This is a genomic window from Neisseria subflava, assembly GCF_003044935.1.
In the GTDB taxonomy this organism is placed as follows: Bacteria; Pseudomonadota; Gammaproteobacteria; order Burkholderiales; family Neisseriaceae; genus Neisseria; species Neisseria subflava_E.
On the sequence record NZ_POXP01000001.1, the window covers coordinates 589,998 to 615,297 of the forward strand.

Here is a 25,300-nt window from a genome sequence, read left to right on the forward strand (position 1 = left end):
ACCCCCAACCAGAAGAAAGCATATGAAAATCACGCCAATCCAAGCCCTAAACGACAACTACATCTGGATGATTCAAGAAGGAAACCATGCCGCCTGCGTCGATCCGTCCGATGCTACGCCCGTTTTGAAATTCCTCGTCCACAACCGCCTGATGCTGGCGCAAACATGGATTACCCATCCGCACCCCGACCATACCGGCGGCGCAAAAAGCTTGTTCCACGGCTTTTTAGAATCCCCGATCTATGGCGAAAGCGATATCGACGTAGCAACGCATACCGTCACCGCAGGTACGCAGTTCCCGTTTGGCGAAGGCTTGGTTACCGTTTGGGCAACCCCCGGCCATACCGACCGCCACATCAGCTATCTGTTGGAAAATTCAGACGGCCTGCACGTTTTCTGTGGCGATACCTTGTTTTCCGCCGGTTGCGGCCGCGTATTTACCGGCACAATCGAGCAGCTTTACGACAGCTTCCATCGATTCAACCAGCTGCCCGAAGAAACGCTGTTTTATCCGGCGCACGAATATACCGCCCCAAATCTGCGCTTTGCCCTGCATATCGAGCCGGATAATGCCGACATTCAGACGGCCTTGGCCGCAGCCGAACACACGCCGACACTACCTGTCAGCCTGGCGCACGAACGTAAAGTCAATCCGTTTTTCCGCGTACACCTGCCCCAAGTTCAGGCACGCGCCGAAGAATTGAGCGGACGAAAATTAAACAGCGAACTCGAAGTCTTTGCCGCTTTGCGTGAATTGAAAAATCAATTTTAATTGGGCTTAATCCCTAAATAAATAAAGGCCGTCTGAACAATATCTGTTCAGACGGCCTTTATTTATTTAGGGATTATTCCCATTCAATTGTGGCAGGCGGTTTGCCGCTGACATCATAAACCACACGGTTGATACCTTTGACTTCGTTGATGATGCGGTTGGACACGCGGCCAAGCAGCGAGTATGGCAATTCAGCCCAGTGCGCAGTCATAAAGTCGCTGGTAATCACGGCACGCAAAGCAACGACGTAATCGTAAGTACGGCCGTCGCCCATTACGCCGACGGATTTCACGGGCAGGAATACGGCAAAGGTTTGGCTGGTCAGGTCGTACCAAGATGTACCGTTTTCATCGGTAGTATTGCGCAATTCTTGAATGAAAATATCGTCTGCTTGACGGAGCAAGTCGGCGTATTCTTTTTTCACTTCACCTAAGATACGCACGCCCAAACCCGGGCCCGGGAACGGATGACGGTACACCATTTCGCGCGGCAGACCCAAAGCCACGCCCAATTCGCGTACTTCGTCTTTGAACAAGTCACGCAAAGGCTCAAGCAGCTTGAGCTTCATGTTTTCAGGCAGGCCGCCGACGTTGTGGTGGGATTTGATGGCGTGGGCTTTTTTGGTTTTTGCGCCTGCGGATTCGATTACGTCAGGGTAAATCGTACCTTGCGCCAACCATTTGGCGTTGGTGAGTTTTTTCTCTTCAGCGTCAAATACTTCGATAAATTCCGCACCGATGATTTTGCGTTTTTTCTCTGGATCGGTCACACCGGTAAGTTTCGCCAAAAACTGCTCTTCGGCATCAACGTGAATCACGCGTACGCCCAAGTTGCGGGCAAACATGTCCATCACCATTTTACCTTCGTTCAAACGCAACAAACCGTGGTCAACAAACACGCAGGTCAGTTGGTCGCCGATGGCGCGGTGAATCAGCGCGGCCGCTACGGAAGAGTCCACGCCGCCGGACAAACCTAAAATCACTTCGTCGCTGCCGACTTGTTCGCGGATTTTGGCAACGGCTTCTTCGATGTAGTTCGGCATGGTCCAGCTTGGTTGTGCGCCGCAAATATCCAAGACAAAGCGGTTCAACAACGCGCGGCCTTGTTTGGTGTGGGTCACTTCAGGGTGGAATTGGATACCGTAGAATTGTTTCTCAGCATTTTCCATCATGGCAATCGGGCAAGACGGGGTGTCGCCGATGACAGAGAAGCCGGTAGGCAGTTTGGAAACTTTATCGCCATGGCTCATCCAGACGTCGAGCGCATTAGGCGCATCGTCTTGAATGCCGCGTGTCAGCTCGCTGTCGATGGTTTTAACTTGCGCATAACCGAATTCGCGTTGGTTGCCCGGGCTAACTTCGCCGCCCAAGTGGTGCGCCATAAATTGCATGCCATAGCAGATACCCAAAACCGGAATGCCCAAATCAAAAATACCGGTATCGGCTTGATAATCGGATTCGTAAACGGAATTAGGGCCGCCGGAGAGGATGATGCCTTTCGGGTTGAAGGCTTTGATTTCTTCCAAAGGCATGTCAAAAGAATGCAGTTCGCAGTAAACATGGGCTTCGCGCACGCGGCGGGCGATCAGCTGGGTAACTTGCGAGCCGAAGTCGAGAATAAGGATTTTGTCTTGGGTCATGGCGGAAACTTTGCAAAATGTAAGAAAACGGTGCGGCCGGGAGGGTAAATTTCAAATTTAAACCACAATAAAAAAGGCCGTCTGAATCGGCGGATTATACCATTGTTCAGACGGCCTTTATAGGGCAAAACCCAAATCTCTCATCTTTCTATTTTGTGTGTTTCTCAGGAATCATGTCGCTGCGCGAGAGCAACAGCAGGCAACCCAACACAACCATGCCGATGGCCAGCAACGGCGAGAGGTAAATCCAGTAGCTCATGTGCAGATAAATGGCTGTACCGATATAAACCAGCATCGGGCCGGAAACGATAGACTGTTTGTTGATGCCGTCCATCATCAACACGGCAAAGCCCAAAATAATTAATGCGCCGGCAATCATGGTCGATGTCGCAGGCAAAATATCCGTAGCACGTAAAAACCAAATCGCGCCAAAGATAATCAAAAACAAAGGCAGAAAAAGTGAGGGGCGGGACATAACAACGCTCCGTAAAGGTTTCAGACGGCCTGTATTATTGGGTGCGTTGGTCATACAGACAAGATATAAAAATGCAATCTTGTGTGTAATTATGCAAAGGTTGGCACAACAAAAAGGCCGTCTGAACAGCGGCAAACCGAAATCAAATATTTCAATTTATCCCATTCCAGACGGCCTTTTAAATTATCAGGCTTTGCCGGTGCTGCCGAATCCGCCTTCACCCCGCTCGCTGGCAGCAAACTCGTCCACAACCTTAAACGCAGCTTGGACAACCGGTACAATCACCATTTGCGCGATGCGCTCCATCGGCTCGATGGTAAACGCTTCTTTACCACGGTTCCACAGAGAAACCTTCAATTCGCCTTGATAATCCGAGTCAATCAAACCGACCAAATTGCCCAAAACAATACCGTGCTTATGACCCAAGCCGGAACGCGGCAACAAAACGGCTGCATACGCAGGGTTGGCCAAATACACCGCCAAACCGGTAGGAACGAGATATACATCGCCCGGCTGCAATACAACAGCTTCATCCAAGCAGGCACGCAAATCCAAACCGGCAGAACCGGGCGTTGCATAAGCAGGCAGGGAATCGGCCATTTTCGGATTTAAGATTTTCAGTTCGACTTCGGTTTGCATGACAGGACTCCGTATTGTTCTATATTGGAAAGGGCTACGATTATACACAAATGCCCTTGAGGCCGTCTGAAAAAACGGAGTATGATTCAGTCAGACCTAAGGAGAAAAATCATGGATCTGCACAATATCCGCGAAGATTACAGCAAACGCGAGCTGTCGGAAGCCGAATGCCACGCCGACCCGATTATCCAATTCGAGCAATGGCTGAACGAAGCCATTCACGCCGAAGTCAACGAACCGACCGCGGTCAACGTTGCCGCCGTGGGCGAAGACGGCAGGCCCAACAGCCGCATGGTACTGCTAAAAGAAGTCAACCCAAAAGGCTTTGTTTTCTTTACCAATTACCATAGCCGAAAAGGCCGTTCCTATACAGCGCACCCTTTTGCCGCCATGACTTTTTTCTGGCCGGAACTCGAACGCCAAGTGCGCGTTGAAGGACGCATTGAAAAACTCGACGCCGCCGCTTCGGACGAATATTTTGAAAGCCGCCCATATACCAGCCGTATCGGCGCATGGGCAAGCGCGCAAAGCGAAGTGATTTCCAGCAAAGCCGTATTGGTGGCCAAGGCCGCGGCCGTCGGTGTCAAACACCCCCTACATGTTCCCCGCCCGCCGCATTGGGGTGGATACCTCGTTATTCCCGACCGCATCGAATTCTGGCAAGGCCGCCCCAGCCGCCTGCACGACCGCATCCAATACCGCCTAGTTGACGGCAACTGGATACGCGAACGCCTTTCACCATAATTTTCGGATTTTCAAACAAAAATTTACTGGTTGAGTTACAATACAGTCTTTCATCGGCAGGCCGTCTGAATCTGATTTTCAGACGGCCTTTTCCCCCAATCCAACCCCTGCCGCAACCGCCGCAGAAGAACCGCTTTTTCAAGCGAGTTAGGAAAAATCATGTCCAAACAGCCTTCCAGCAAACGCCAATGGCGCGACGGCGTATCATCTACCGCCAAAAAACCTTCCAAACCGGCCAAATCCTTTGCCAATAAAAAACGTCCCGACGACGAACGCAAAACATCAGGCAAACCTTACGGCCAAAAAGTTTCAGACGGCCCCAAAGCTCAAAATACCGCGCCTAAACAACGTGCTGCCAAAGCCAAAAAACTGGTTGTCCGCAATCCCAACCAAAAAATCATGGAGCACGCCCGCGATTTGAAAGAACGCCGCAGCGACCTTTCACGCTTTGAACCCGAGCGCCTGCAAAAAGTCCTGGCTGCTTCCGGTGTCGGCTCACGTCGAGAAATGGAAGAATGGATCAGCAACGGCTGGGTAACGGTCAACGGCCGCGTAGCCCAATTGGGCGAAAAAGTCACACCCGACGACCACGTTACCGTCAAAGGCAGTATCATCAAACTCAAATGGGCAGACCGCCTGCCACGCATCATCCTCTACTACAAACAAGAAGGCGAAATCGTTTCCCGCGACGACCCGCAAGGACGCGTCAGCATTTTCGACCGCCTGCCACAAGCAGCCAGCAGCCGCTGGGTAGCCATCGGCCGTTTGGACATCAATACCAGCGGCCTTTTGATCCTGACCACTTCCGGCGAGCTGGTTCAACGCTTTGCCCACCCCAGCTTTGAAGTCGAACGCGAATACGCCGTACGCGTATTGGGCGAGTTGACCACCGAACAAATGCGCGTCCTGACCGAAGAAGGCGTGATGCTCGAAGATGGTTTGGCTAAAGTAGAACGCATCTACGAACAAGGCGGCGAAGGCGCAAACAAATGGTACAACGTCGTCATCAAAGAAGGCCGGAACCGCGAAGTACGCCGTATTTTTGAAAGCCAAGGCCTGACCGTCAGCCGCCTTGTCCGCGTAGGCTTCGGCCCCATCGGCCTGCCAAACCGCCTCAAACGCGGCCAGTTCTACGAACTTAATCCGGCAGAAGTCGCCAACATCATCAAATGGGCGGATATGCTGCTGCCGGGCGAGCGTCGTCGGAAGAAAAGTTAATGTAAGATAAATCAGAGCTGAGGCCTTTACAAAATCGTCTCAGCCCGACAAAATCTTGCACAAGTCATAAACATAGTGGGTTAAGTTTAAACCAGTACCGCATTGCTCCGCCTTGTCCTGATTTAAACTTAACCCACTATTCACACATTAAAATTCAAAAAAAGTGACTCAGCACCAGCGTTAACTCTGCCAATACACTGCCATCAACACTTTTAATAATCAGCATGTGATATTTCCCAGGAGTTTAAATCATGCCCCGTTTCTTCCTGAAAACCGTTTCTATACTCACTTTGGCAGCTTTGACTGCGTGTTCCGGTCCTCTCGACCGATCAGACTCGTCAACCGAAAATCTTCAGGGCGCACCGGACTCAGCATTGCCTGCTGCTGCCGTTGCTGAAGAAAATCTGTCTCTTACAGAAAACACTGAACGCTACCAAGAACAACCTGACCAACCAGTCAAATCCGTTGCCCAAGAGCCTGTTTCCACATTTAGCATCGATGTCGATACCGGCAGCTACGCCAACGTCCGCCGATTTCTGAACAACGGCGAACAGCCGCCTAAAGATGCTGTACGGGTTGAGGAAATCGTCAATTACTTCCCTTATAACTATCCACTGCCTACTGACGGCCGTCCATTTGCCGTTCATACTGAAACCATTGATTCTCCATGGCAACCGGAAGCCAAGCTGATCAAAATCGGTATCCAAGCACAAGACACGGCAAAGAAAGACCTGCCGCCTGCCAATCTTGTGTTCCTCGTGGACGTATCCGGCAGCATGGATGAAGAAAATAAACTTCCGTTGGTTCAAAAAACGCTGCGTATCTTGACCCAACAATTACGTCCTCAGGACAAGGTTACCCTGATTACCTATTCATCAGGCGAAGAGCTGGTACTTCCACCCACATCAGGTGCTGATAAAGAAACTATCCTGAAGGCCATCGACAAACTGGAGGCCGAAGGCTCGACTTCAGGCGAATCCGCTTTACGCATGGCCTACGAGCAAGCACAAAAAGCCTTTGTACCCAACGGCATCAACCGTATCCTGCTGGCGACCGATGGCGACTTTAACGTTGGCGTATCTGATACCGAAACGCTCAAATCCATGGTTGCCGAAAAACGTAAAACCGGTGTTTCACTCAGCACGCTAGGATTCGGTACAGACAATTACAACGAAGACATGATGGAACAAATTGCCGATGCAGGCGACGGCAATTACAGCTATATCGACAACGAAAAAGAAGCGAAAAAAGTTCTGCAGCAGCAACTGACTTCCACGCTGGCCACTGTTGCGCAAGATGTCAAAATCCAGGTTGAATTCAATCCTGCCACAGTCAAAGAATACCGCTTGGTCGGCTACACCAACCGCACCCTGCGCAATGAAGACTTCAACAATGACAAAGTAGATGCGGGCGATATCGGCTCAGGCCACAGCGTGACCGCCATCTATGAAATCATTCCGGCAGGCAAAAATGGCTGGCTGAACGAATCACGCTATCAAAAAGCCCCTGCCGTCAAAGGCAGTAAAAACGAATACGCCTTTGTCAAAGTACGCTACAAACTACCTGGGGAAAAAGACAGCAAGCTGATGGAACAAGCAATTCCCGTTGGCAGCAAACCGCTGGAGCAAGCCGATAAAGACACCCTGCTCGCTCTTGCCGCAGCTTCCTATGCCCAAGCCCTGCGCGGCGGCGAATACAACGGCAAACTTGGCTGGAGCGACATTGAAAAAATGGTACAGAAAGTCCAAGGCGACGATCCGTTTGAACTGAAATCGGAATTTCTCCAATTGGTTCGCATTGCCGCCGGTAGCGAAAAGAAATCAGGTCCTTTGGTTAAAGAATAAAACCTGAAAAAGGCCGTCTGAAAAACATTCAGACGGCCTTTTAATTAAACTTTTTATTTTTCCGATTTCAACACCCGTTGACGGCGGGTTTCGCTCAATACCATGCCTGCGCTGACGGAAACGTTCATGCTTTCTACCGTACCAAACATCGGAATCGATACCAGCATATCGCAATGTTCGCGTGTCAAGCGGCGCATGCCTTCGCCTTCATTGCCCATTACCCAAGCCACGCTGTCAGGCAGGTCGCAGTGGTAAAGGTCGGAGTCGCCGCCCATGTCTGTGCCGACAATCCAAATGCCGTATTCTTTCAATTCACGCAAAGTACGGGCAAGATTGGTTACGGTAATATACGGCACGGTTTCCGCCGCGCCACAGGCAACTTTGCTGACGGTCGCATTCAGGCCGGCACTTTTGTCTTTGGGTGCAATCACAGCATGCACGCCCATCGCATCGGCAGTACGCAGGCACGCGCCGAGGTTGTGCGGGTCAGTAATGCCGTCCAATACCAGCAAAAACGGAGGTTCGCTCAGGTTTTCCAACACATCTTCCAAGTGAACATGGTTTTTGGAAGCGTCGATAAACCCGACCACGCCCTGATGGCGCGCCCCTTTGCTGATGGCATTCAGGCGATCGGCATCGGCAAAATGCACGCGTACGTTTTCAGAGGCCGCTTTATCCAATACATCGCGGGTGCGCGCATCGGATTTTCCCTCTTGGATATAGAGTTCGGTAATCGATTTCGGGTTTTGCCACAAACGGGCATTAACGGCGTGAAAGCCATAGATGAGTCGTTGGTTTGCCATGTTTTTGCTTTATCAAAAAATTCAGACGGCCATTATAACAAGTAAGGCCGTCTGAAAATTTTTTATTTCATCAAATAACCGAGTATGCCCGAAGTGCCAACACCGATTAATACCGTCACCAACATCGAAAACCGGCTGGCCGCCAATACCGTCAAAGCAATGGCAATCAGCTCATGCGGTTTGTCCGACACAAAATAAGGCGCAATTACAGAAATCAACACGCAACCCGGCGCAGCCTCCATAACCACTTGCGCGCGACGGCTCAATGTACGGTTGCGCAATGCAAAAAAGCCGATTAATCGGGTTGAATAAGTAACGGCCAACATGCTTAAAAACAGCAAAAACGTTTGCAGCGACAACAAATCCTTCATTTTTGCTCTCCCCACAAATACGCCGCCAACAAGCCCGACAATGTTCCGGCCGGAACATACCATGCGCCATCCACGGTCAAATAGGTTGCGCATGCCACAATCAGACTGACAAACCAAGGGCGTGAAGCCGTAAAGCTCTTCCACATACCGCGCAGCAACACTAAAAACACCGCAGGAAACGCCATACCAAAGCCCCAAGCCGCGACATCGCCGAACATCGGGCCAACTGCCGCGCCAAACGCCGCAAAACCAATCCAAGTTACATACAAAATAAAACACACGCCGGCATAAAACGGCATATTGAATGCAGGCAAACCTGCCACCTTACGTTTTTGAATTTCAGCAAACGCCATCGCCCAGCTTTCATCACACATAAAAAACAGCGCGGGCATCGCCTTTTTCAGCGGCATATCCCTCATATACGGTGCAATCGCCGCACCCATCAGAATATGGCGCGAATTAATCATAAACGTTACCGTTGCAATCAGCAGAATCGGCAAAGGATTTGCCCACAAATTGACTGCGGCAAATTCCGAACCTCCGGCAAAGTTCATGCCCGTCATCAACAGCATTTCCAGCCAGCTCATGCCTTTCTGCCCGCCCTGCATGCCCAAAATCAGCGCCCACGGCAACAAGCCGATCAGCATGGGGGAACATTCTTTGATACCGCGCAGAAATTCCGATTGAGGAGAAGCAGTGTGATTCATTTTGATTGAAACGGTTTATTAAAAAGAAGCGACGTATTATAAATCAGGCCGTCTGAACAAGGGTATAATACGGAAAAATTAGATTTATTTACGGAAACCGATATGACCCACACCGTCCATCTGCAGTTTGAAGAAATTGACAATACCGTGTTGCAACGCCTGTGCGGCGCGCTCGACAGCAATCTCGAAGCCTTAGGCAAAGCCCTTGATATCCAAATCAGCCGCCGCTTCGAACATTTCACCTTCATGGGAGAACTGGCACACGCCGGCCGCCGTGCCTTGCTGTCGCTCGCCGAAGCCGCAGAAAAAGGCGACTTGGACGACAACGCCATCAGCCTCGCAGCCGTTGAAGCAAAAACCGCAGATGAAAAACACGAAGAAAAACACCACGACCAACAATACTATTTCCGCACCAAACGCGGCAGCATCGGCGGCCGTACCCCGCGCCAAAATGGCTATATCCGTGCCTTGCTCAACCACGATGTCGTGTTCGGCTTAGGCCCTGCCGGTACGGGTAAGACCTATCTTGCCGTTGCCGCAGCAGTCGATGCCATGGAAAAACATCAAATCGAACGCATCGTTTTGGTTCGCCCCGCAGTCGAAGCAGGCGAAAAATTAGGCTTCCTGCCGGGCGATTTGGCGCAAAAAGTCGATCCCTACCTGCGACCGCTTTACGATGCACTGTATGATTTGATGGGTTTCGACCGCGTCACCAAACTGATGGAAAAAGGTTTGATTGAAATTGCGCCGCTGGCCTATATGCGCGGCCGCACCTTAAATGGCGCGTATGTCATTTTGGACGAAGCGCAAAACACCACGCCCGAACAAATGAAAATGTTCCTGACCCGTATCGGCTTTGGTGCCAAAGCAGTCATTACCGGCGACATCAGCCAGATCGACCTGCCACGCAACATCAAATCCGGCTTGAAAGATGCACGCGAAAAACTGCGCGATGTAGAAGGCCTGTATTTCCACACCTTCACCAGCGAAGACGTCGTCCGCCATCCTTTGGTACAGAAAATCGTCGAAGCCTATGAAGCAGCAGAAGAACAAGCTGAAAAGAAAAGTGGCGAATAATCTTTTCAAACACTCAAGGCCGTCTGAAAATCAAACTTCAGACGGCCTTCTTACATCATTTGCCACATAATACTGCTATAATCCGAAAACCAAGTAAAACAACGACTTCAAAAGGAAAAATATGACCCTCAAGCCACCCGTTCGAATCGCCGTTACCGGCGCGGCAGGCCAAATCGCCTACGCCACCCTCTTCCGTATCGCCGGCGGCATCATGCTCGGACGCGACCAACCCGTTATCCTGCAGCTGCTCGACTTGCCGCAGGCGCAACAGGCTTTGCGCGGTGTGATTATGGAAATGCAGGATTGCGCCTTCCCGCTCCTTGCCGACATCTTCGCCACAGACGACCCCGAAGTCGCCTTCAAAGATGCCGACATCGCCCTCTTGATTGGTGCACGTCCGCGCACGCAAGGCATGGAACGTGCCGACTTGTTGCATGCCAATGGCGAAATTTTCAAAGTACAAGGCGAGGCGTTGAACAAAGTTGCCCATCGCAACGTTAAAGTCCTCGTCGTCGGCAATCCGGCCAATACCAACGCCTACATCGCCATGAAATCCGCACCCGACATCCCGCCGGAAAATTTCACCGCCCTGATGCGTCTTGACCATCACCGCGCCGTCAGCCAAATTGCCGAAAAAATCAACCGCCCGATTACTTCCATCGAGCAAATGTGCGTCTGGGGCAACCACAGCCCGACCATGTATGCCGACTACCGCTACGCCACCAGCAACGGCGAGTCCGTCCAAGACATGATTACCGAACCCGACTGGAACACCGAAGTCTTCATGCCAAAAATCGCCGGACGCGGTGCAGCCATTATCGCCGCACGCGGTTCATCATCCGCAGCTTCCGCCGCCAATGCCGCCATCTACCACCTGCGCGACTGGTTGCTCGGCAGCAGCGGTAAATGGATAACCATGGGCGTTCCATCCGACAGCTCTTACGGCATTCCCGAAGGTTTGATTTTCGGCTTCCCCGTCATTTGTGACGAAGGCAGCTACCGCATCGTCCAAGGCTTAGATTTGTCGGACGAATTTAGCCAAAAACGTATTGCCGCCACGCTGGCCGAATTGGAAGAAGAACGTTCAGCCATCCAGGATCTACTCTAAAACAAAGGCCGTCTGAAAACCAAATTTCAGACGGCCTAAATAATTAAATGCCCATTCTACAATCATTTTTAAAAGCTAGAATGGCACTCTTTGTCCTTGCTTATCTTTAATATGCCATTGACCTGACGGTGTACAACCGCCACCACTACCGCCGACAGCATAATGATCACAATTCGGATCAAGATGTTTTCCTTGAGAATATGAGCCATTTGTCAAACCATCCCCATCAAATGAACTGCATGCGCCGGTGAAAACTACGCAAAACAGAATTAAAAATTTCTTCAACATTCACATCACCTTTTTTTCAAACATTGCAGCCTGGATAAAGTTCCCACGCTATCGATATGAGCCACACTATGTGAGCAAAAAACAATCCTTCCTTGCTCACGGTTGTATTATCCAAAATTCCCGCTGCCATCACTCAAAGAAAAACCACTGCTAGAAACTCGAAATAAGCACCTTGCAAGATTAAAAACATAAAAAAATTATCAAAATAATTTTATATACATGTGACAAAACTTTTGCAACTTTGTTTCTTATGGTTTTGCTTCTTTATAAAGCGCTCGTTCTCATAATATGAAAATTATCCAATACCTTTTCTGCGTTTAAAAAAGGCCGTCTGAAAACCAAATTTCAGACGGCCTTTACTGTGCAGCTTTATTCCGCTACATCAATGCACAAATATTTCAATTCCAAATATTCATCCGCGCCATATTTGCTGCCTTCGCGTCCCAGACCGCTGCGTTTCACGCCGCCAAAAGGTGCCGCTTCATTGCTGATTAAGCCCGTATTGATACCGACCATACCGTATTCCAAAGCTTCGCCGACGCGCCATTGGCGGGCGGTGTCGGAAGTGAAGAGGTAGGCCGCCAAACCGTATTCCGTATCGTTGGCGGCCGCGATGACTTCGGCTTCGGTTTCAAAACGGAACACCGGACACAAAGGCCCGAAGGTTTCCTCGCGAGCTACCGCCATTTGTGCCGTAACACCACTTAAAACAGTCGGCTCAAAAAACGTTCCGCCCAACGCGCTACGTTTGCCGCCGGTCAGGCAACTTGCGCCTTTAGCCAATGCGTCGGCGATGTGCTCCTCGACTTTTTCGACCGCTTTTTCCTCAATCAACGGCCCTTGGTTTACGCCATCTTCCAAGCCGTTGCCCAATTTGAGCGCGGCTACTTTTTCACTTAATTTGCGGCAAAATTCGTCGTAAATGCCGGATTGAGCGTAAACGCGGTTGGTGCAGACGCAGGTCTGTCCGCTGTTGCGGAACTTGCTCGCCAGCGCGCCTTCGACGGCTTTGTCCAAATCGGCATCGTCAAACACGATAAACGGCGCGTTGCCGCCCAGTTCCAAACTGAGTTTTTTAATGTCTGCCGCGCTGTCGGCAAAAATTTTCGCGCCGACTTCGGTCGAACCGGTAAAACTAATTTTGCGCACGGTCGGGTTCGTGGCAAATTCATGGCTGATTTCCGAAGCGCGACCGCTGACGACGGGAAGCAAATCGTGTGGCACGCCAGCTTCGTAAGCCAGTAGCGCCAGCGCATACGCGCTCAGTGGCGTGAGCGACGCGGGCTTGACTATCATCGCGCAACCCACCGCCAAAGCAGGTGCGGCCTTACGTGCAATCATCGCAGACGGGAAGTTCCAAGGCGTAATCGCGGCTGTAACGCCGACGGGCTGTTTCAACACGACCATTTTTTGCGACGTTTTCACGCTTGTCAGCACATCGCCGTCAATCCGCCGCGCTTCTTCAGCAAACCAGCGCACAAACGAAGCCGCATAATCAATTTCACCACGCGCCTCAGTCAGGCTTTTGCCCTGCTCCATCGTCATGATACGCGCCAGTTCTTCTTTGTTTTCTTTAATCAAAAAATACCAGCGCCACAACACATCGGCCCGCTCCAACGCAGTTTTTGCCGCCCATAATTTTTGTGCCGTCTCTGCCTTTTGAATCAAAAGCTTCAGGTCGTCTGAATCAGTCTTACGGACAAAACCCAAAGCCTCACCTGTTGCAGGGTTATCAACTTTAATGGCATCTGGAATCGGAGAAAAGGAAATATCGGGATGATTGAGCAAACGGGCAAAATCTTTCATAAGAAACTAGCTTTCTAAAATCTGGAATATGTGTTCATTATCATATTCATACCATGAAAGCGCAACTAATTCGAAAAATAAACCAACAGCAAAGGCCGCCTGAATATCTTACAGACAGCCTTTGCTTTAACGACATTATATCCATCTTAATAATGAATGAAATACGATGATTAATACTCTACCTCAAAAGGATAAGACACATGTATTACAACAATTTGCTATAATACAAAACTCATCTCAACCCTCATCCAAAATTCCATTTTCAGACGGCCTTTGTCTGTTTATAAGGCCGTCTGAAATGTTTTCCGTCCATCCTCTTCTGCTGAACCATGATTCCATCTGATTTCATTGACGAGCTTTTGTCCAAAGTCGATATTGTCGATATTATCGACGAGCAGGTTCCGCTGAAGAAAGGCGGGGCGAACTATATGGCCTGCTGTCCATTTCACAAGGAAAAGACGCCTTCGTTTTCGGTCAGCCCGACCAAGCAGTTTTACCATTGCTTCAGTTGCGGGGCTCATGGTTCGGCGATTGGTTTTGTGATGGAACATCAGGGGCTGTCGTTTCCGGAGGCGGTGCAGTTTTTGGCTGATCGCGTCGGTATGACGGTGCCTAAAGTTCGCGGGCAGGAAGACAATCCCGAAATCCGTGCCGAACGTAAAAAAAAGCAACAAACTTTGGAAGAAACGACGGCAGCGGCAGCAGATTTTTATGCGCAACAGTTGAAATTCAATCCGGCAGCAAAGGCTTATTTGGACAAACGCGGCTTGAGTGCGGAAGTCATCGCGCATTATGGTTTGGGCTATGCGCCTGACGGTTGGCAACCTTTGGCACAAGTGTTCCAACCCTATCCGAATACTGCGTTGGTAGATACGGGCATGGTCATTGATAACGAAGGCAAACATTACGACCGCTTTCGCCATCGGATTATGTTCCCTATCCGTAATCCGCGTGGGCAGGTTATCGGATTTGGCGGTCGCGTATTGGACGACTCCAAACCCAAATACCTGAACTCGCCCGATACGCCTTTGTTTGACAAAGGGAAAAACCTTTACGGGCTATATGAAGGGCGTGCTGCCGTAAAAGAGGCTGGACGAATTTTGGTAGTCGAAGGCTACATGGACGTGGTCGCATTGGCGCAGTTCGGCGTCGGCTACGGCGTAGCGGCTTTGGGTACGGCAACCACGGCGGAACACGTCAAAATCCTGATGCGTCAGGCAGACAGTATTTATTTTTGTTTTGATGGCGACAGCGCGGGGCGTAAAGCGGCTTGGCGCGCGCTGGAAAATGCGTTGCCGCAATTAAAAGACGATAAATCGCTGCATTTTCTATTCCTGCCTGAAGAACACGACCCAGACAGCTACATCCGCGCCTACGGCAAGACGCAATTTGAAGATGCCTTGTTAAACCAAAGCAAGCCCCTATCGGAATACTTTTGGGAACATCTTTCAGACGGCCTCAACCTCAATACGCAAGAAGGCAAAGCAGAATTGGTCAAAACCAGTTCTCCGCTCTTGGCTCAGATTACCGCGCCGGCATTGGGCTATCTTCTGAAACAAAAACTCAGCGAGCTCGTAGGCATTGACCCGGACAACCTCGCCCAATTACTCGGACAAGAAGCGCCAAAACGGCACGTCAAACAAAAAAGTTACAAACTGCCGCCTATTTCTGTCAAACAGCCAACCATGCTGACGCTGGTTCAAAGACAGATACGCAGCCTCTTGATAAATCCGGCTTGGGCTTCATATATAGACCTGCCCGATTATCTTGCTTTAAGCGGCGATTTTGCCTGCCTTGCCAATTTGGCCGAAACCATCAAGCATCACGATACAACTCCTGCAACTGCACAAGTGCTTGAATATATGCGCGGTTCACCCTATGAGGAAACCGTCAATCAAATCTTTTTATCGACCCTTCACTCTGAAGAAATGGAAGGGGATAACGAAGAAGATTGCGAAAGTTTCCAAATCGGCATGAAAAAGTTGTTAAATGAATTAAAATACAGTCAAATCGAAACTTTAAAGCAAAAAAGTATTCAAACTGGTTTGACCGAAAATGAAAAAAGACTTTTGCTGTCGCTTTTGACGGCAAAGCAAAACTAACCCCTCAGGCCGTCTGAACAATCTAAACACACGCTGCGAAACATGACACGCAGAACACTCCATCTGTAATATTTTCAGACGGCCTCAGAGTATTAAAGTGAAATCTGATTTCACAACAAAAAGCTCTGCTCCGCCTTCAGGTACGGCCACATCACCGTAAACCGTCGGCATCCTATCAACCTAGAGAGCAATCCATGTCTAAAAACCAAAACTACGAAGAATACCAAGACCAAGACGACAACCGTCCCTTGAGTATCGAAGAGCAGCGCGCGCGTCTGCGCCAACTCATTATCATGGGTAAAGAACGCGGCTACATCACTTATTCTGAAATTAACGATGCCCTGCCCGACGATATGTCCGACGCCGAGCAAATCGACAACATCGTCAGCATGATTTCCGGCTTGGGTATCCAAGTAACCGAACAAGCCCCCGATGCTGAAGACATCCTCTTGAGCGACAACGCCGCCGCTATGACTGACGACGATGCCGTTGAAGAAGCCGAAGCAGCACTCTCCAGCGCAGACTCAGAATTCGGCCGTACAACCGACCCTGTGCGCATGTATATGCGTGAAATGGGGCAAGTCGATCTGTTAACGCGTGAAGACGAAATCATCATCGCCAAAAAAATCGAAAATGCACTGAAAAACATGGTGCAGGCAATCTCCGCCTGCCCAGGTTCGATTGCCGAAATTCTGGCGTTGATCGAGCAAGTCCGCAACGACGAAATCCGTGTGGATGAAGTGGTTGAAGCGATCATCGACCCTAATGAAGTCTTATTGAACGAATTAGGCTTGGGTCATTTGGAAAATGCCAAACCTGATGACGAAGAAGGCGAAACCGATAGCGATGATGAAGATGGCGACGAGGAAGATGAAGACGACTCCGGCGGCGACTCTGAAGCCATATCCGCTGCCCATTTGGCCGAACTGAAACAAAAAGTTTTAGAACACTTCGCCTTTATCGAGAGCGAATACGGCAAAATGATCAAACAGTTAGAAAAACACGGCAGCCAACACGCCAACTACCTGAAACACCGAGATGCCATTGCCAACAAACTGTTAGAAGTCCGTTTTGCCACACGTCAAATCGAAAACCTGAGCAGCAGCCTGCGCAGCCGCGTTGAAAACATCCGCAAACTCGAACGCGAAATCCGTGACATCTGTATCGACCGCGTCCGTATGGAGCGCGACTACTTCATCAAAAACTTCCTGCCTGCCATTACCGATTTGGAATGGGTAGAAGAAGAAGTAGCCAAAGGCCGTGTATGGGCAAACGCGTTGGATCGTTTCCGCCACGCCATCCTCGAAAAACAAACAGAGTTGGCAAACATGGAAGCTGAAACCCGCATTTCCATCGAAGAGTTGAAAGAAATCAACAAAAACATGGTGTTGAGCGAAAAAGAAACCTCAGCCGCCAAACAGGAAATGATTCAGGCCAACTTGCGTTTGGTTATTTCCATTGCCAAAAAATACACCAACCGCGGCTTACAGTTCCTTGATTTGATTCAAGAAGGCAATATCGGTCTGATGAAAGCGGTGGACAAATTCGAATACCGTCGCGGCTACAAGTTCTCGACTTACGCCACATGGTGGATCCGCCAAGCGATTACCCGTTCCATCGCCGACCAAGCGCGTACGATCCGTATTCCGGTTCACATGATTGAAACCATCAACAAAATGAACCGTATCTCGCGCCAATACCTGCAAGAAACCGGTGAAGAACCTGATTCCGCCAAACTGGCCGAGCTGATGGAAATGCCGGAAGACAAAATCCGCAAAATCATGAAAATCGCCAAAGAGCCGATTTCCATGGAAACACCGATTGGCGATGACGACGATTCGCACTTGGGCGACTTCATCGAGGATGCCAACAACATTGCGCCGGCAGAAGCTGCGATGTACACCAGCCTGCACGAAGTAACCAAAGAAATCCTCGAAAGCCTGACCCCGCGCGAAGCCAAAGTGTTGCGCATGCGTTTCGGTATCGATATGAATACCGACCACACGCTCGAAGAAGTCGGCAAACAATTTGACGTAACCCGTGAACGTATCCGTCAAATCGAAGCCAAAGCCCTGCGCAAGCTGCGCCACCCTACCCGCAGCGACCGTCTCCGCAGCTTCCTCGACAGCGAAGAAAACAAATCATAAAAGCAAACCGCAGGTTGAAAGACCTGCGGTTTTTTTTGAAATACGAAGGCCGTCTGAAAACCAAATCTCAAAAGATTTAATCGTTTCAGACGGCCTTAAACTAATTTTGATAATTTATTCAGCCTCAGTGGTTTTCTTTTTCGGACGACGGCGGCGACGTTTGGGTTTGCCATCAGTTGATCCACTTTGTTTCTGACGTTTGTGATCATTAGCCGCAGTCATTTGCTGGCGTGCTTCCTCATCGGCATGTTGGAAAGTTGTCCACCAAGAAGCCATCTCTTTATCAACCTCGCCAACCTCGCTACGCAAAATCAGGAAATCATAAGCAGCTCGGAAACGGGCTTGTGATAGCAGACGATATGGGCGTGCGCCGCGCATATTGTCGAATTGCGGCTGAAATTGCCAAATTTCACGCATGGTTGCAGAAAATCGTTGCGGTACGCCCCAACCTTTCTCTACCGTATCGCGCATGGTGTTCATCGCATCCATCAACGCAGGGACAGGTTTTTGACCATGGCTTTGATTGCGTTGCCAAATGGCGTTTAGTGTCGGCCACAATACCGCCGCCAATACAAAACCGACGGAAACGGACTTATCCGCACGAAGGCGCTCATCGGTATTTTTCAAGGCCAACATAATCATACGTTTGTCGGCTGCTTCAGCCGTTTTCAAGGCATCTAAAAGCGGATGGATGCCTTTGGGAATACCCAACTCGTTCAACCGTTTCAAACAGGCACGAGAATAACCGGAAAACAGGATTTTCAAAATTTCATCAAATAGACGGGCCACAGGCTCATTTTTCAGACGGCCTGCATATTCAGCAATCGGCAAAGCCGTTTGCTCTTCCACTTCAAAACCCAATTTACCCGACAAACGGACGGCGCGAAGAATACGGACAGGATCTTCCTGATAGCGTTCGGCAGGATCGCCTATCATCACCAATTTTTTATCGGCAACATCAGCCACGCCCTGATGGAAGTCCCAAATCTCCTCTTTAATCGGGTCGTAATACAGCGCATTGCAAGTAAAGTCGCGACGCATGGCATCTTCTTCAATGCTGCCGTAAGTATTGTCCTTCATAATGCGGCCTTGCGCATTTTGCTGAACCTTATCGCCACCGCGGAACGTCGTGACTTCAATGGTTTCAGGACCGATCATCACATGAACGATTTGGAAGCGGCGGCCGATAATGCGGCTGCGGCGGAATACTTTGCGGATTTGCTCCGGCGTGGCATCGGTTGCAATATCAAAGTCTTTGGGCTCGACCCCGAGCAGCAAATCCCGAACAGCACCGCCCACAACATAAGCCTGAAAACCGGCTTCATGCAGGCGTTTGGCAATTTTCTCAGCGGCAAAGCTCAACATATCCGCATGGATACCGTGTTGCTCAAGCGGAATAATCTCCTTTTCGGGCAACGACTTGACGTGTTTTTTAGGCAACACCTTATGCAGCCATTTTTTTAACATAAGCAGCTCTTTTCACAATAAAAAGGCCGTCTGAAACTTGTCTGGCTTAAGCCTTTGCACAATATTCTGCCGCAGAAGGGGCAAAACATTGAGCAAAGGCTTCAGACGGCCTAAAAAAGACGTGCCATTATACCTTATGGAAGTTCGATTAATTAGCGTATTGGCAAAAAATATCGGCTATAATGACAGCCTGACAACGATTCAGGCAGAACATCATGTACCACTACAAATCCGAAGCTACCCAATTCCTCGACAAACTCATGGAAGACAATCCCGAAATGGAAGCGCAACGCCTCGAAAACCGCCATTTGCTGTGGGATGTTACCCTCAACCCGACAGAGCAGGCCGAGTTTGAAGCGGCCAAAGTCAACAAAAAACCCTACACCTACTATCAAGACTAACCCGTATCGGCATGACGACCAACACGCATAATACCGATCCGGCATTACAACATTACCTCAACAGCATCGGTCAATCCGAACATCCCGTTTTGACCGCATTGCGTAGGCGTACCCAATCACATCGTCTGGGGAAGATGGCCATCGCCCAAGAACAGGCAGCCATGTTGGTATGGTTGGCCAAGTTATTGAATGCTAAAAAATATTTGGAAGTTGGCGTCTTTACCGGTTACAGCAGCACTGCCATGGCGCTCGCCCTACCCGAAGATGGCAAAATCACGGCTTGCGACATCAATGTAACCTTTACCGATATTGCCCGCGAAACATGGCAGGCAGCAGGCATAGCGCATAAAATCTCGCTTCATCTGCAGCCGGCTTTGCTGACTTTGGACGATTTGATTGCTCAAGGCGAATCGGAAAGCTACGACTTGGCACTTATCGATGCCGACAAACCGCCTACGCCGAAATATTTCGAACGCTGTTTGCAACTGGTACGGAGTGGCGGCGTGATTGCCATCGACAATATCTTGCTGGGTGGGCGTGTCATGAATGAAGCTACCGAAAACGATCCGCCCAGCTTGGATATCCTGCGCCATTTCAACCAAAATCTGCCACACGATACACGTATTATTCCCATTACCCTGCCTATCGGCGACGGTTTGACACTGCTACTAAAAAAATAAAACGACACAATCCGATGAAAACATTATCACATTCCCTGTTTCTTTTGCCGCTTACTCTATTGGCCACATCATGCGCCGTTTCCCATCCTCCCCAACCTGCCGACAATCCCAACTTTGTCCTGCCGGATATTCCGCGCGAGCCTTTGCCTGAAAAAAATATTCCCTATCCGCGCTTGGACGAACAAACCCAGATTGACCACTTGGGCATACAAATCGCCCGACTGGAACGCACCGTTGAAGAATTAAATCAACGCCTGCAAACACTGGAAAAACAGCGAACCATCAAACGCCCAACCCCTTTGGCTCCCAAACCCAAAGCCCAGCGTTTGGACGACCACAAGCTGAAAATGAACTATTTGGCCAATGACGGCGGCGTGCCGTCTGAAACAGACTCAGCCGCACAAAACGAGCTGCGCCTTTATAACCAGGCACAAAAATACTATCAGCGCAATAATTTCTCCGCTGCAGTAGCCATTTTGAAAGAAGCCGACGGCGGCAACGGCAGCGAAATTGCCCGCCGCAATATGTATCTACTTCTGCAAAGCCAACAGCGTCTGGGCAACTGCGAATCCGTTATCGAAATCGGCAACCGCTACGCCAACCGATTCCGCAACAGCCCGCAAGCTCCCGATGCTATGTACAGCATCGGCCAATGCCAATACAAACTGCAACAAAAAGACATCGCCCGCAGCACATGGCGCAAACTGATACAAAGCTTCCCCAACAGCGAAGCGGCAAAACGCGCTTCCATCAGTCTCAAACAAAGATAAACGTTCAGACGGCCTTGTCATCCCCAAGGCCGTCTGAATATTTTTTTACCCTTAATCCATTCAAGCAAAAGGAACTCCTCATGATCCAAGTCGGCATTATTATGGGCAGCAACAGCGATTGGCCGGTGATGCAGCAGGCAGCACAATTTCTCAAAGAATTCGGCGTTGAATACGAAGCACGTGTCGTCTCTGCACACCGTACGCCTGATTTGATGTTTGAATACGCAGAAACCGCACGCGAACGCGGCATCAAAGCCATCATTGCCGGCGCGGGCGGCGCAGCGCATTTGCCAGGCATGGTCGCTGCCAAAACCACGGTGCCCGTCTTGGGTGTTCCCGTTCCCAGCAAATATCTGCGCGGCGAAGACTCCCTGCTTTCGATTGTACAAATGCCCAAAGGCGTTCCTGTTGCCACATTTGCCATTGGCGAAGCCGGTGCGGCCAATGCAGCGCTGTTTGCCATTTCACTTTTGGCCAACGAAAATCCTGAATTGGCTGAAAAACTGGCGGCTTTCCGTGCCAAACAAGAACAAACCGTTCTAGCCATGGAATTGCCTGAAGCATAAGGAACTAAGGCCGGCTGAAAGTTGTAAAGAGAAACTTTGATTTCGTTTTACGATTATTCAGACGGCCTTTTTTCTTTTATCAAATTGAATTAATGCCATGAAAATCCTAGCATTCGTCCTACTCTCCACCATGCTTTGTGCCTGCCAAAGCCCAAGCATTCCTACTCAATCAACTGCCATTCCATCTCAGCAACAAGCCCAAGATACAACCGGCAATCTGATTATCTTCTATGATGCCCAAACCGGTTCCGCGCCATTGCTAAAAGCAGTAAAAACCTCAGGTGCAACTTTGATTTACGAATACAAAAACCTGCACGGTATTGCTATCCGTCCATCTTCCAAGACCAAGATTGAAGATGCCATTGCCTATTTCAAAAAGGTAAACGGCGTATTGTCCGTCGAACAAGATAGGCTGCTGAAACTTCAATAACCGAGTTGGTTCTTTAGCCTGAGACCTTTGCAAAATTCCCCAAAATCCCCTAAATTCCCACCAAGACATTTAGGGAATTTCTCATGAGCACCTTCTTCCAGCAAACCGCACAAGCCATGATCGCCAAACACATCGACCGTTTCCCACTATTAAAGTTGGATCAAGTGATTGATTGGCAGCCGATCGAACAATACCTGAATTGTCAAAGAACCCGTTACCTTCGAGACCACCGCGGCCGTCCCGCCTATCCCCTGTTGTCCATGTTCAAAGCCGTCCTGCTTGGACAATGGCACAGCCTCTCCGATCCCGAACTAGAACACAGCCTCATCACCCGCATTGATTTCAACCTGTTTTGCCGTTTTGACGAACTGAGCATCCCCGATTACAGCACCTTATGCCGCTACCGCAACTGGCTGGCGCAAGACGACACCCTGTCCGAACTGCTGGAACTGATTAACCGCCAACTGACCGAAAAAGGCCTAAAAATAGAAAAAGTATCCGCCGCTGTCGTTGACGCCACCATTATTCAGACCGCCGGCAGCAAACAGCGCCAGGCTATAGAAGTCGATAACAAAGGACAAGTCAGCGGCCAAACCACACCGAGTAAAGATAAAGATGCCCGCTGGACAAAGAAAAACGGGTTATACAGACTCGGTTACAAACAACATACCCGTACCGATGAGGAAGGCTATATCGAGAAACTGCACATCACTCCCGCCAATACCCATGAGTGCAAACACCTGTTGCCTTTGTTGGAAGGTATAGCCGAAGGCACGACCGTCTATGCCGACAAAGGCTATGACAGTGAGGAAAACCGACAACATCTGGAAGAGCATCGGCTGCAGGACGGTATTATGCGCAAAGCCCACCGCAAACATCCGCTGTCGGAAGCGCAAACCAAACGCAACCGATATTTGTCGAAGACCCGTTATGTGGCCGAACAAAGCTTCGGTACGCTGCACCGTAAATTCCGCTACGCCCGGGCAGCCTATTTCGGGCTGCTCAAAGTGAGTGCACAAAGCCATCTGAAGGCAATGTGTTTAAACCTTTTGAAAGCCGCCAACAGGCTAAGTGCGCCTGTTGCTGCCTAAAAGGTGGCCGGATGCCTGATTATCAGGTATCACGGGTACCTGAAGAGAAAAAAAGGGGAATTTGGAACGAAAAACAGCCGAAATCCTGTTTTGGACTTCGGCTGTTGAGAAAAGGGCTATTTTGCAAAGGTCTCAGCCTAATAAAAAAGCCGTCCAAAACGTATTACAACGTTTTTAGACGGCCTTTTACTTGTTCAAAGCGTTAAATCATGCCTCTGCCTTGCGCTTTTGGCTTGGCTTGGCCGAATTCCAATTTGCTCAGTGCAGACAAATAGGCTTTGGCAGTCGCCACCAACACATCGGTATCTGCGCCTTGACCGTTGACCACACGATCGCCACGTTGCAGGCGGACGGAAGTTTCGCCTTGGCTTTCGGTACCTTGAGTTACCGCATTGACAGAGTAAATCTGCAAGGTTGCGCCACTTTGTGCTACGCTTTCAATGGCTTTGAAGATGGCATCAACAGGGCCTGAGCCGCTAGCGGAAGCGTGTTTTTCTTCACCGCGAATACTGAACACAATATCGGCGCGCGGTTCTTCGCCGGTTTCAGTGCTGATTTTTTGGGAAATGAATTTGTAGCTTTCGGTATTCATATTGCCCATTTCGTCAGACACCAAAGCGTGCAGGTCTTCATCAAATATTTCGCGTTTCTTATCCGCCAGCTCTTTGAAGCGTGCAAATGCCGCATTCAACGCCTCTTCGCTTTCCAACTCAATACCCAAATCTGCCAGCTTGGTTTTGAAAGCATTACGGCCGGAGAGTTTACCCAAAGTCAGGCGGTTGGTTGACCAGCCAACTGATTCGGCAGTCATGATTTCATAGGTTTCAGGGTGTTTCAACACGCCGTCTTGGTGGATGCCTGATTCGTGTGCAAAGGCATTTGCACCAACTACTGCTTTATTTGGCTGAATCGGATAGCCGGTAATGGTGGACACAAGTTTGGATACCGGCACGATTTGCGTGGTATCGATGCCAGTTTCCAAGCCGAACAAATCATGACGCACTTTCAACGCCATCACGATTTCTTCAAGGCTGGCATTACCCGCGCGTTCGCCCAAGCCGTTGATGGTACATTCCACCTGACGCACGCCTGCCTGAACAGCGGCCAGCGAGTTGGCAACCGCCATACCCAAGTCATTATGGCAGTGGGTCGACCAGACTACTTTGTCGCCGTTGGGCACGCTTTTGATGATGTTGCTGATACGCTCGTACCACACGGAAGGGATGGAGTAGCCGACAGTATCGGGAATGTTGATAGTAGTCGCCCCCGCTTCGATAACCGCCGTAAAAATTTTGGCAAGGAAGTCTAAATCCGAACGCACTGCGTCTTCGGCAGAAAATTCCACATCATCAGTGTATTCTTTGGCAATTTTTACCGCTTTGACCGCCGCATCAATGACCTGCTGCGGCTTCATTTTCAGTTTGTGCTCCATGTGGATGGGGCTGGTGGCGATAAAAGTGTGAATACGTTTATTCGGCGCAGGGGAAACAGCTTCGCCTGCTTTGCGCACATCGTTTTCAACGGCACGCGCCAATGAGCAAACTGTAGATTTAGTAATGATTTTGGCAATCGCATTAACCGATTCAAAATCGCCCGGACTGGCGGCGGCAAAACCCGCCTCAATCACATCGACACCCATCTTTTCTAACTGGCGGGCAATACGGATTTTCTCCTCTTTGGTCATGGATGCACCGGGGGACTGCTCACCGTCGCGCATGGTAGTGTCGAAAATAATTACACGATTGGTCTGTGTCATTTCTGTTCTCTCCAGAGATTCATTTTTTTGTAAAAAAGCATTCAAATCAAGCGGTCTGCCTTGCGCTTCCGCCAAAGCGGTCAGTTTTTGCAACTGAGCCAAAGGCAGAGAACCGCGTGTACGCCATTTGTAGATAGCCGCTGTGGTCGCAGCATTTTCCGGGTCGTGCTGTTTCAGGGCTTCGGCCAGCGCGTTTACGCCGCCAAAATAGGCAACCAAACGGTCAATGTCTAATTGCATGATGTTCCTTGTCCAAATCTGATTAAGATTATTGTGTTCTGGTTTTGCATTATACTCATTTTAGACAAAACGACAATCTATTTTTATCAAAATATTGGTATAAATTTTAAAACTTGAGAAATTTTTATACATTTTGTCTAATTTGGACTATTAAAAGCT

Annotated in this window: 24 protein-coding genes; 14 read left to right on the forward strand and 10 right to left on the reverse strand. The window is 49.7% G+C overall.

The genetic code is table 11. The features are described 5' to 3' along the window. Positions 1-22: 22 nt before the first annotated feature. Positions 23-772, forward strand: a complete 750-nt coding sequence (gene gloB, locus DBY95_RS02845; RefSeq protein WP_107723317.1) for a hydroxyacylglutathione hydrolase — start codon at positions 23-25, stop codon at positions 770-772. 73 nt (positions 773-845) lie between these two features. Here the strand turns inward: gloB and guaA are convergent, their stop codons facing one another. From guaA to dut, 3 genes are all read right to left on the reverse strand, one after another. Continuing rightward, positions 846-2,411, reverse strand: coding sequence for a glutamine-hydrolyzing GMP synthase (guaA, locus tag DBY95_RS02850; RefSeq protein ID WP_107723318.1), 1,566 nt, complete (start codon positions 2,409-2,411; stop codon positions 846-848). 148 nt (positions 2,412-2,559) lie between these two features. Then, positions 2,560-2,886, reverse strand: a complete 327-nt coding sequence (locus DBY95_RS02855) for a hypothetical protein (RefSeq protein WP_199903847.1) — start codon at positions 2,884-2,886, stop codon at positions 2,560-2,562. 186 nt (positions 2,887-3,072) lie between these two features. Next, on the reverse strand, positions 3,073-3,525 hold the full coding sequence (dut, locus tag DBY95_RS02860; protein ID WP_107723320.1) for a dUTP diphosphatase: 453 nt from the start codon (positions 3,523-3,525) through the stop codon (positions 3,073-3,075). A gap of 111 nt (positions 3,526-3,636) precedes the next feature. Between dut and pdxH the strand changes: the two genes are divergently transcribed. The 3 genes from pdxH (at position 3,637) to DBY95_RS02875 (ending at position 7,331) form a co-directional block, all read left to right on the forward strand. Continuing rightward, positions 3,637-4,269, forward strand: coding sequence for a pyridoxamine 5'-phosphate oxidase (gene pdxH, locus DBY95_RS02865; protein WP_107723321.1), 633 nt, complete (start codon positions 3,637-3,639; stop codon positions 4,267-4,269). A gap of 159 nt (positions 4,270-4,428) precedes the next feature. After that, on the forward strand, positions 4,429-5,487 hold the full coding sequence (locus DBY95_RS02870) for a pseudouridine synthase (protein ID WP_003686367.1): 1,059 nt from the start codon (positions 4,429-4,431) through the stop codon (positions 5,485-5,487). A gap of 251 nt (positions 5,488-5,738) precedes the next feature. Next, positions 5,739-7,331, forward strand: coding sequence for a vWA domain-containing protein (locus DBY95_RS02875; protein ID WP_107723322.1), 1,593 nt, complete (start codon positions 5,739-5,741; stop codon positions 7,329-7,331). Between the two features lie 53 nt (positions 7,332-7,384). Here DBY95_RS02875 and rlmB read toward each other — a convergent pair whose 3' ends face one another. From rlmB to DBY95_RS02890, 3 genes are all read right to left on the reverse strand, one after another. Beyond that, positions 7,385-8,134: a 23S rRNA (guanosine(2251)-2'-O)-methyltransferase RlmB gene (gene rlmB, locus DBY95_RS02880; RefSeq protein WP_004520319.1), complete on the reverse strand. Its 750-nt coding sequence runs from the start codon at positions 8,132-8,134 to the stop codon at positions 7,385-7,387. Positions 8,135-8,196: 62 nt separating this feature from the next. Continuing rightward, the gene (locus DBY95_RS02885; protein ID WP_107723323.1) at positions 8,197-8,505 is read right to left on the reverse strand and encodes an AzlD family protein; all 309 of its coding nucleotides are present in this window, start codon (positions 8,503-8,505) and stop codon (positions 8,197-8,199) included. Then, positions 8,502-9,212 carry an AzlC family ABC transporter permease gene (locus tag DBY95_RS02890; RefSeq protein ID WP_107723324.1) on the reverse strand — a complete coding sequence of 237 codons (711 nt, stop codon included), beginning with the start codon at positions 9,210-9,212 and terminating at the stop codon, positions 8,502-8,504. Before DBY95_RS02890 ends, DBY95_RS02885 begins: the two co-directional genes overlap by 4 nt. Before the next feature lie 102 nt (positions 9,213-9,314). On the opposite strand from DBY95_RS02890, the gene DBY95_RS02895 reads away from it, so the two are divergent. Both DBY95_RS02895 and DBY95_RS02900 read left to right on the forward strand, forming a co-directional pair. Then, positions 9,315-10,289, forward strand: a complete 975-nt coding sequence (locus DBY95_RS02895) for a PhoH family protein (protein WP_070590856.1) — start codon at positions 9,315-9,317, stop codon at positions 10,287-10,289. A gap of 121 nt (positions 10,290-10,410) precedes the next feature. Continuing rightward, a complete protein-coding gene (locus DBY95_RS02900; protein WP_107723325.1) occupies positions 10,411-11,397 on the forward strand; it encodes a malate dehydrogenase in 987 nt (328 codons plus the stop codon). A gap of 75 nt (positions 11,398-11,472) precedes the next feature. On the opposite strand, the gene DBY95_RS10550 is transcribed toward DBY95_RS02900, so the two are convergent. Beyond that, positions 11,473-11,685: a hypothetical protein gene (locus tag DBY95_RS10550; protein WP_159068465.1), complete on the reverse strand. Its 213-nt coding sequence runs from the start codon at positions 11,683-11,685 to the stop codon at positions 11,473-11,475. Between the two features lie 369 nt (positions 11,686-12,054). Further along, positions 12,055-13,491 carry an NAD-dependent succinate-semialdehyde dehydrogenase gene (locus DBY95_RS02905; protein WP_107723326.1) on the reverse strand — a complete coding sequence of 479 codons (1,437 nt, stop codon included), beginning with the start codon at positions 13,489-13,491 and terminating at the stop codon, positions 12,055-12,057. A gap of 329 nt (positions 13,492-13,820) precedes the next feature. Between DBY95_RS02905 and dnaG the strand changes: the two genes are divergently transcribed. Next, entirely contained in the window at positions 13,821-15,593 is a 1,773-nt protein-coding gene (dnaG, locus tag DBY95_RS02910; RefSeq protein ID WP_107723327.1) for a DNA primase, read from the forward strand. A 194-nt stretch (positions 15,594-15,787) separates the two neighbouring features. Next, the gene (gene rpoD / locus DBY95_RS02915; RefSeq protein WP_107723328.1) at positions 15,788-17,740 is read left to right on the forward strand and encodes an RNA polymerase sigma factor RpoD; all 1,953 of its coding nucleotides are present in this window, start codon (positions 15,788-15,790) and stop codon (positions 17,738-17,740) included. Between the two features lie 114 nt (positions 17,741-17,854). Here the strand turns inward: rpoD and DBY95_RS02920 are convergent, their stop codons facing one another. Continuing rightward, positions 17,855-19,207 carry a polynucleotide adenylyltransferase PcnB gene (locus DBY95_RS02920; protein WP_107723329.1) on the reverse strand — a complete coding sequence of 451 codons (1,353 nt, stop codon included), beginning with the start codon at positions 19,205-19,207 and terminating at the stop codon, positions 17,855-17,857. A 215-nt stretch (positions 19,208-19,422) separates the two neighbouring features. On the opposite strand from DBY95_RS02920, the gene DBY95_RS02925 reads away from it, so the two are divergent. The 6 genes from DBY95_RS02925 (at position 19,423) to DBY95_RS02950 (ending at position 23,145) form a co-directional block, all read left to right on the forward strand. Beyond that, complete coding sequence (locus DBY95_RS02925; protein ID WP_003680728.1) at positions 19,423-19,608, forward strand: DUF3460 family protein; 186 nt, start codon at positions 19,423-19,425, stop codon at positions 19,606-19,608. Between the two features lie 11 nt (positions 19,609-19,619). Continuing rightward, a complete protein-coding gene (locus DBY95_RS02930; RefSeq protein ID WP_107723330.1) occupies positions 19,620-20,288 on the forward strand; it encodes a class I SAM-dependent methyltransferase in 669 nt (222 codons plus the stop codon). Positions 20,289-20,302: 14 nt separating this feature from the next. Continuing rightward, positions 20,303-21,058 carry a tetratricopeptide repeat protein gene (locus DBY95_RS02935; RefSeq protein ID WP_107723331.1) on the forward strand — a complete coding sequence of 252 codons (756 nt, stop codon included), beginning with the start codon at positions 20,303-20,305 and terminating at the stop codon, positions 21,056-21,058. 80 nt (positions 21,059-21,138) lie between these two features. Further along, positions 21,139-21,624, forward strand: coding sequence for a 5-(carboxyamino)imidazole ribonucleotide mutase (purE, locus tag DBY95_RS02940; RefSeq protein ID WP_003686478.1), 486 nt, complete (start codon positions 21,139-21,141; stop codon positions 21,622-21,624). A gap of 97 nt (positions 21,625-21,721) precedes the next feature. Then, positions 21,722-22,054: a hypothetical protein gene (locus tag DBY95_RS02945; RefSeq protein WP_107723332.1), complete on the forward strand. Its 333-nt coding sequence runs from the start codon at positions 21,722-21,724 to the stop codon at positions 22,052-22,054. An 83-nt stretch (positions 22,055-22,137) separates the two neighbouring features. After that, positions 22,138-23,145 (forward strand): IS5 family transposase, encoded by a 1,008-nt coding sequence (locus DBY95_RS02950; RefSeq protein WP_107723333.1) that lies wholly within the window; start codon positions 22,138-22,140, stop codon positions 23,143-23,145. A gap of 202 nt (positions 23,146-23,347) precedes the next feature. On the opposite strand, the gene DBY95_RS02960 is transcribed toward DBY95_RS02950, so the two are convergent. Next, positions 23,348-25,141 carry a 2-isopropylmalate synthase gene (locus DBY95_RS02960; RefSeq protein ID WP_101755233.1) on the reverse strand — a complete coding sequence of 598 codons (1,794 nt, stop codon included), beginning with the start codon at positions 25,139-25,141 and terminating at the stop codon, positions 23,348-23,350. Positions 25,142-25,300: the final 159 nt, after the last annotated feature.

What these genes read in the sequence shown, in the direction of transcription:
- DBY95_RS02870 (WP_003686367.1), top strand. Translation starts at nt 4,429, where the DNA reads ATGTCCAAACAGCCTTCCAGCAAACGCCAATGGCGCGACGGCGTATCA.
- DBY95_RS02885 (WP_107723323.1), bottom strand. Translation starts at nt 8,505, where the DNA reads ATGAAGGATTTGTTGTCGCTGCAAACGTTTTTGCTGTTTTTAAGCATG.
- rpoD (WP_107723328.1), top strand. Translation starts at nt 15,788, where the DNA reads ATGTCTAAAAACCAAAACTACGAAGAATACCAAGACCAAGACGACAAC.
- guaA (WP_107723318.1), bottom strand. Translation starts at nt 2,411, where the DNA reads ATGACCCAAGACAAAATCCTTATTCTCGACTTCGGCTCGCAAGTTACC.
- rlmB (WP_004520319.1), bottom strand. Translation starts at nt 8,134, where the DNA reads ATGGCAAACCAACGACTCATCTATGGCTTTCACGCCGTTAATGCCCGT.
- DBY95_RS02950 (WP_107723333.1), top strand. Translation starts at nt 22,138, where the DNA reads ATGAGCACCTTCTTCCAGCAAACCGCACAAGCCATGATCGCCAAACAC.
- DBY95_RS02920 (WP_107723329.1), bottom strand. Translation starts at nt 19,207, where the DNA reads ATGTTAAAAAAATGGCTGCATAAGGTGTTGCCTAAAAAACACGTCAAG.
- DBY95_RS02930 (WP_107723330.1), top strand. Translation starts at nt 19,620, where the DNA reads ATGACGACCAACACGCATAATACCGATCCGGCATTACAACATTACCTC.
- pdxH (WP_107723321.1), top strand. Translation starts at nt 3,637, where the DNA reads ATGGATCTGCACAATATCCGCGAAGATTACAGCAAACGCGAGCTGTCG.
- DBY95_RS02905 (WP_107723326.1), bottom strand. Translation starts at nt 13,491, where the DNA reads ATGAAAGATTTTGCCCGTTTGCTCAATCATCCCGATATTTCCTTTTCT.
- DBY95_RS10550 (WP_159068465.1), bottom strand. Translation starts at nt 11,685, where the DNA reads ATGTTGAAGAAATTTTTAATTCTGTTTTGCGTAGTTTTCACCGGCGCA.
- DBY95_RS02900 (WP_107723325.1), top strand. Translation starts at nt 10,411, where the DNA reads ATGACCCTCAAGCCACCCGTTCGAATCGCCGTTACCGGCGCGGCAGGC.
- gloB (WP_107723317.1), top strand. Translation starts at nt 23, where the DNA reads ATGAAAATCACGCCAATCCAAGCCCTAAACGACAACTACATCTGGATG.
- DBY95_RS02895 (WP_070590856.1), top strand. Translation starts at nt 9,315, where the DNA reads ATGACCCACACCGTCCATCTGCAGTTTGAAGAAATTGACAATACCGTG.
- DBY95_RS02925 (WP_003680728.1), top strand. Translation starts at nt 19,423, where the DNA reads ATGTACCACTACAAATCCGAAGCTACCCAATTCCTCGACAAACTCATG.
- purE (WP_003686478.1), top strand. Translation starts at nt 21,139, where the DNA reads ATGATCCAAGTCGGCATTATTATGGGCAGCAACAGCGATTGGCCGGTG.
- DBY95_RS02935 (WP_107723331.1), top strand. Translation starts at nt 20,303, where the DNA reads ATGAAAACATTATCACATTCCCTGTTTCTTTTGCCGCTTACTCTATTG.
- dut (WP_107723320.1), bottom strand. Translation starts at nt 3,525, where the DNA reads ATGCAAACCGAAGTCGAACTGAAAATCTTAAATCCGAAAATGGCCGAT.
- dnaG (WP_107723327.1), top strand. Translation starts at nt 13,821, where the DNA reads ATGATTCCATCTGATTTCATTGACGAGCTTTTGTCCAAAGTCGATATT.
- DBY95_RS02855 (WP_199903847.1), bottom strand. Translation starts at nt 2,886, where the DNA reads ATGTCCCGCCCCTCACTTTTTCTGCCTTTGTTTTTGATTATCTTTGGC.
- DBY95_RS02890 (WP_107723324.1), bottom strand. Translation starts at nt 9,212, where the DNA reads ATGAATCACACTGCTTCTCCTCAATCGGAATTTCTGCGCGGTATCAAA.
- DBY95_RS02875 (WP_107723322.1), top strand. Translation starts at nt 5,739, where the DNA reads ATGCCCCGTTTCTTCCTGAAAACCGTTTCTATACTCACTTTGGCAGCT.
- DBY95_RS02945 (WP_107723332.1), top strand. Translation starts at nt 21,722, where the DNA reads ATGAAAATCCTAGCATTCGTCCTACTCTCCACCATGCTTTGTGCCTGC.
- DBY95_RS02960 (WP_101755233.1), bottom strand. Translation starts at nt 25,141, where the DNA reads ATGCAATTAGACATTGACCGTTTGGTTGCCTATTTTGGCGGCGTAAAC.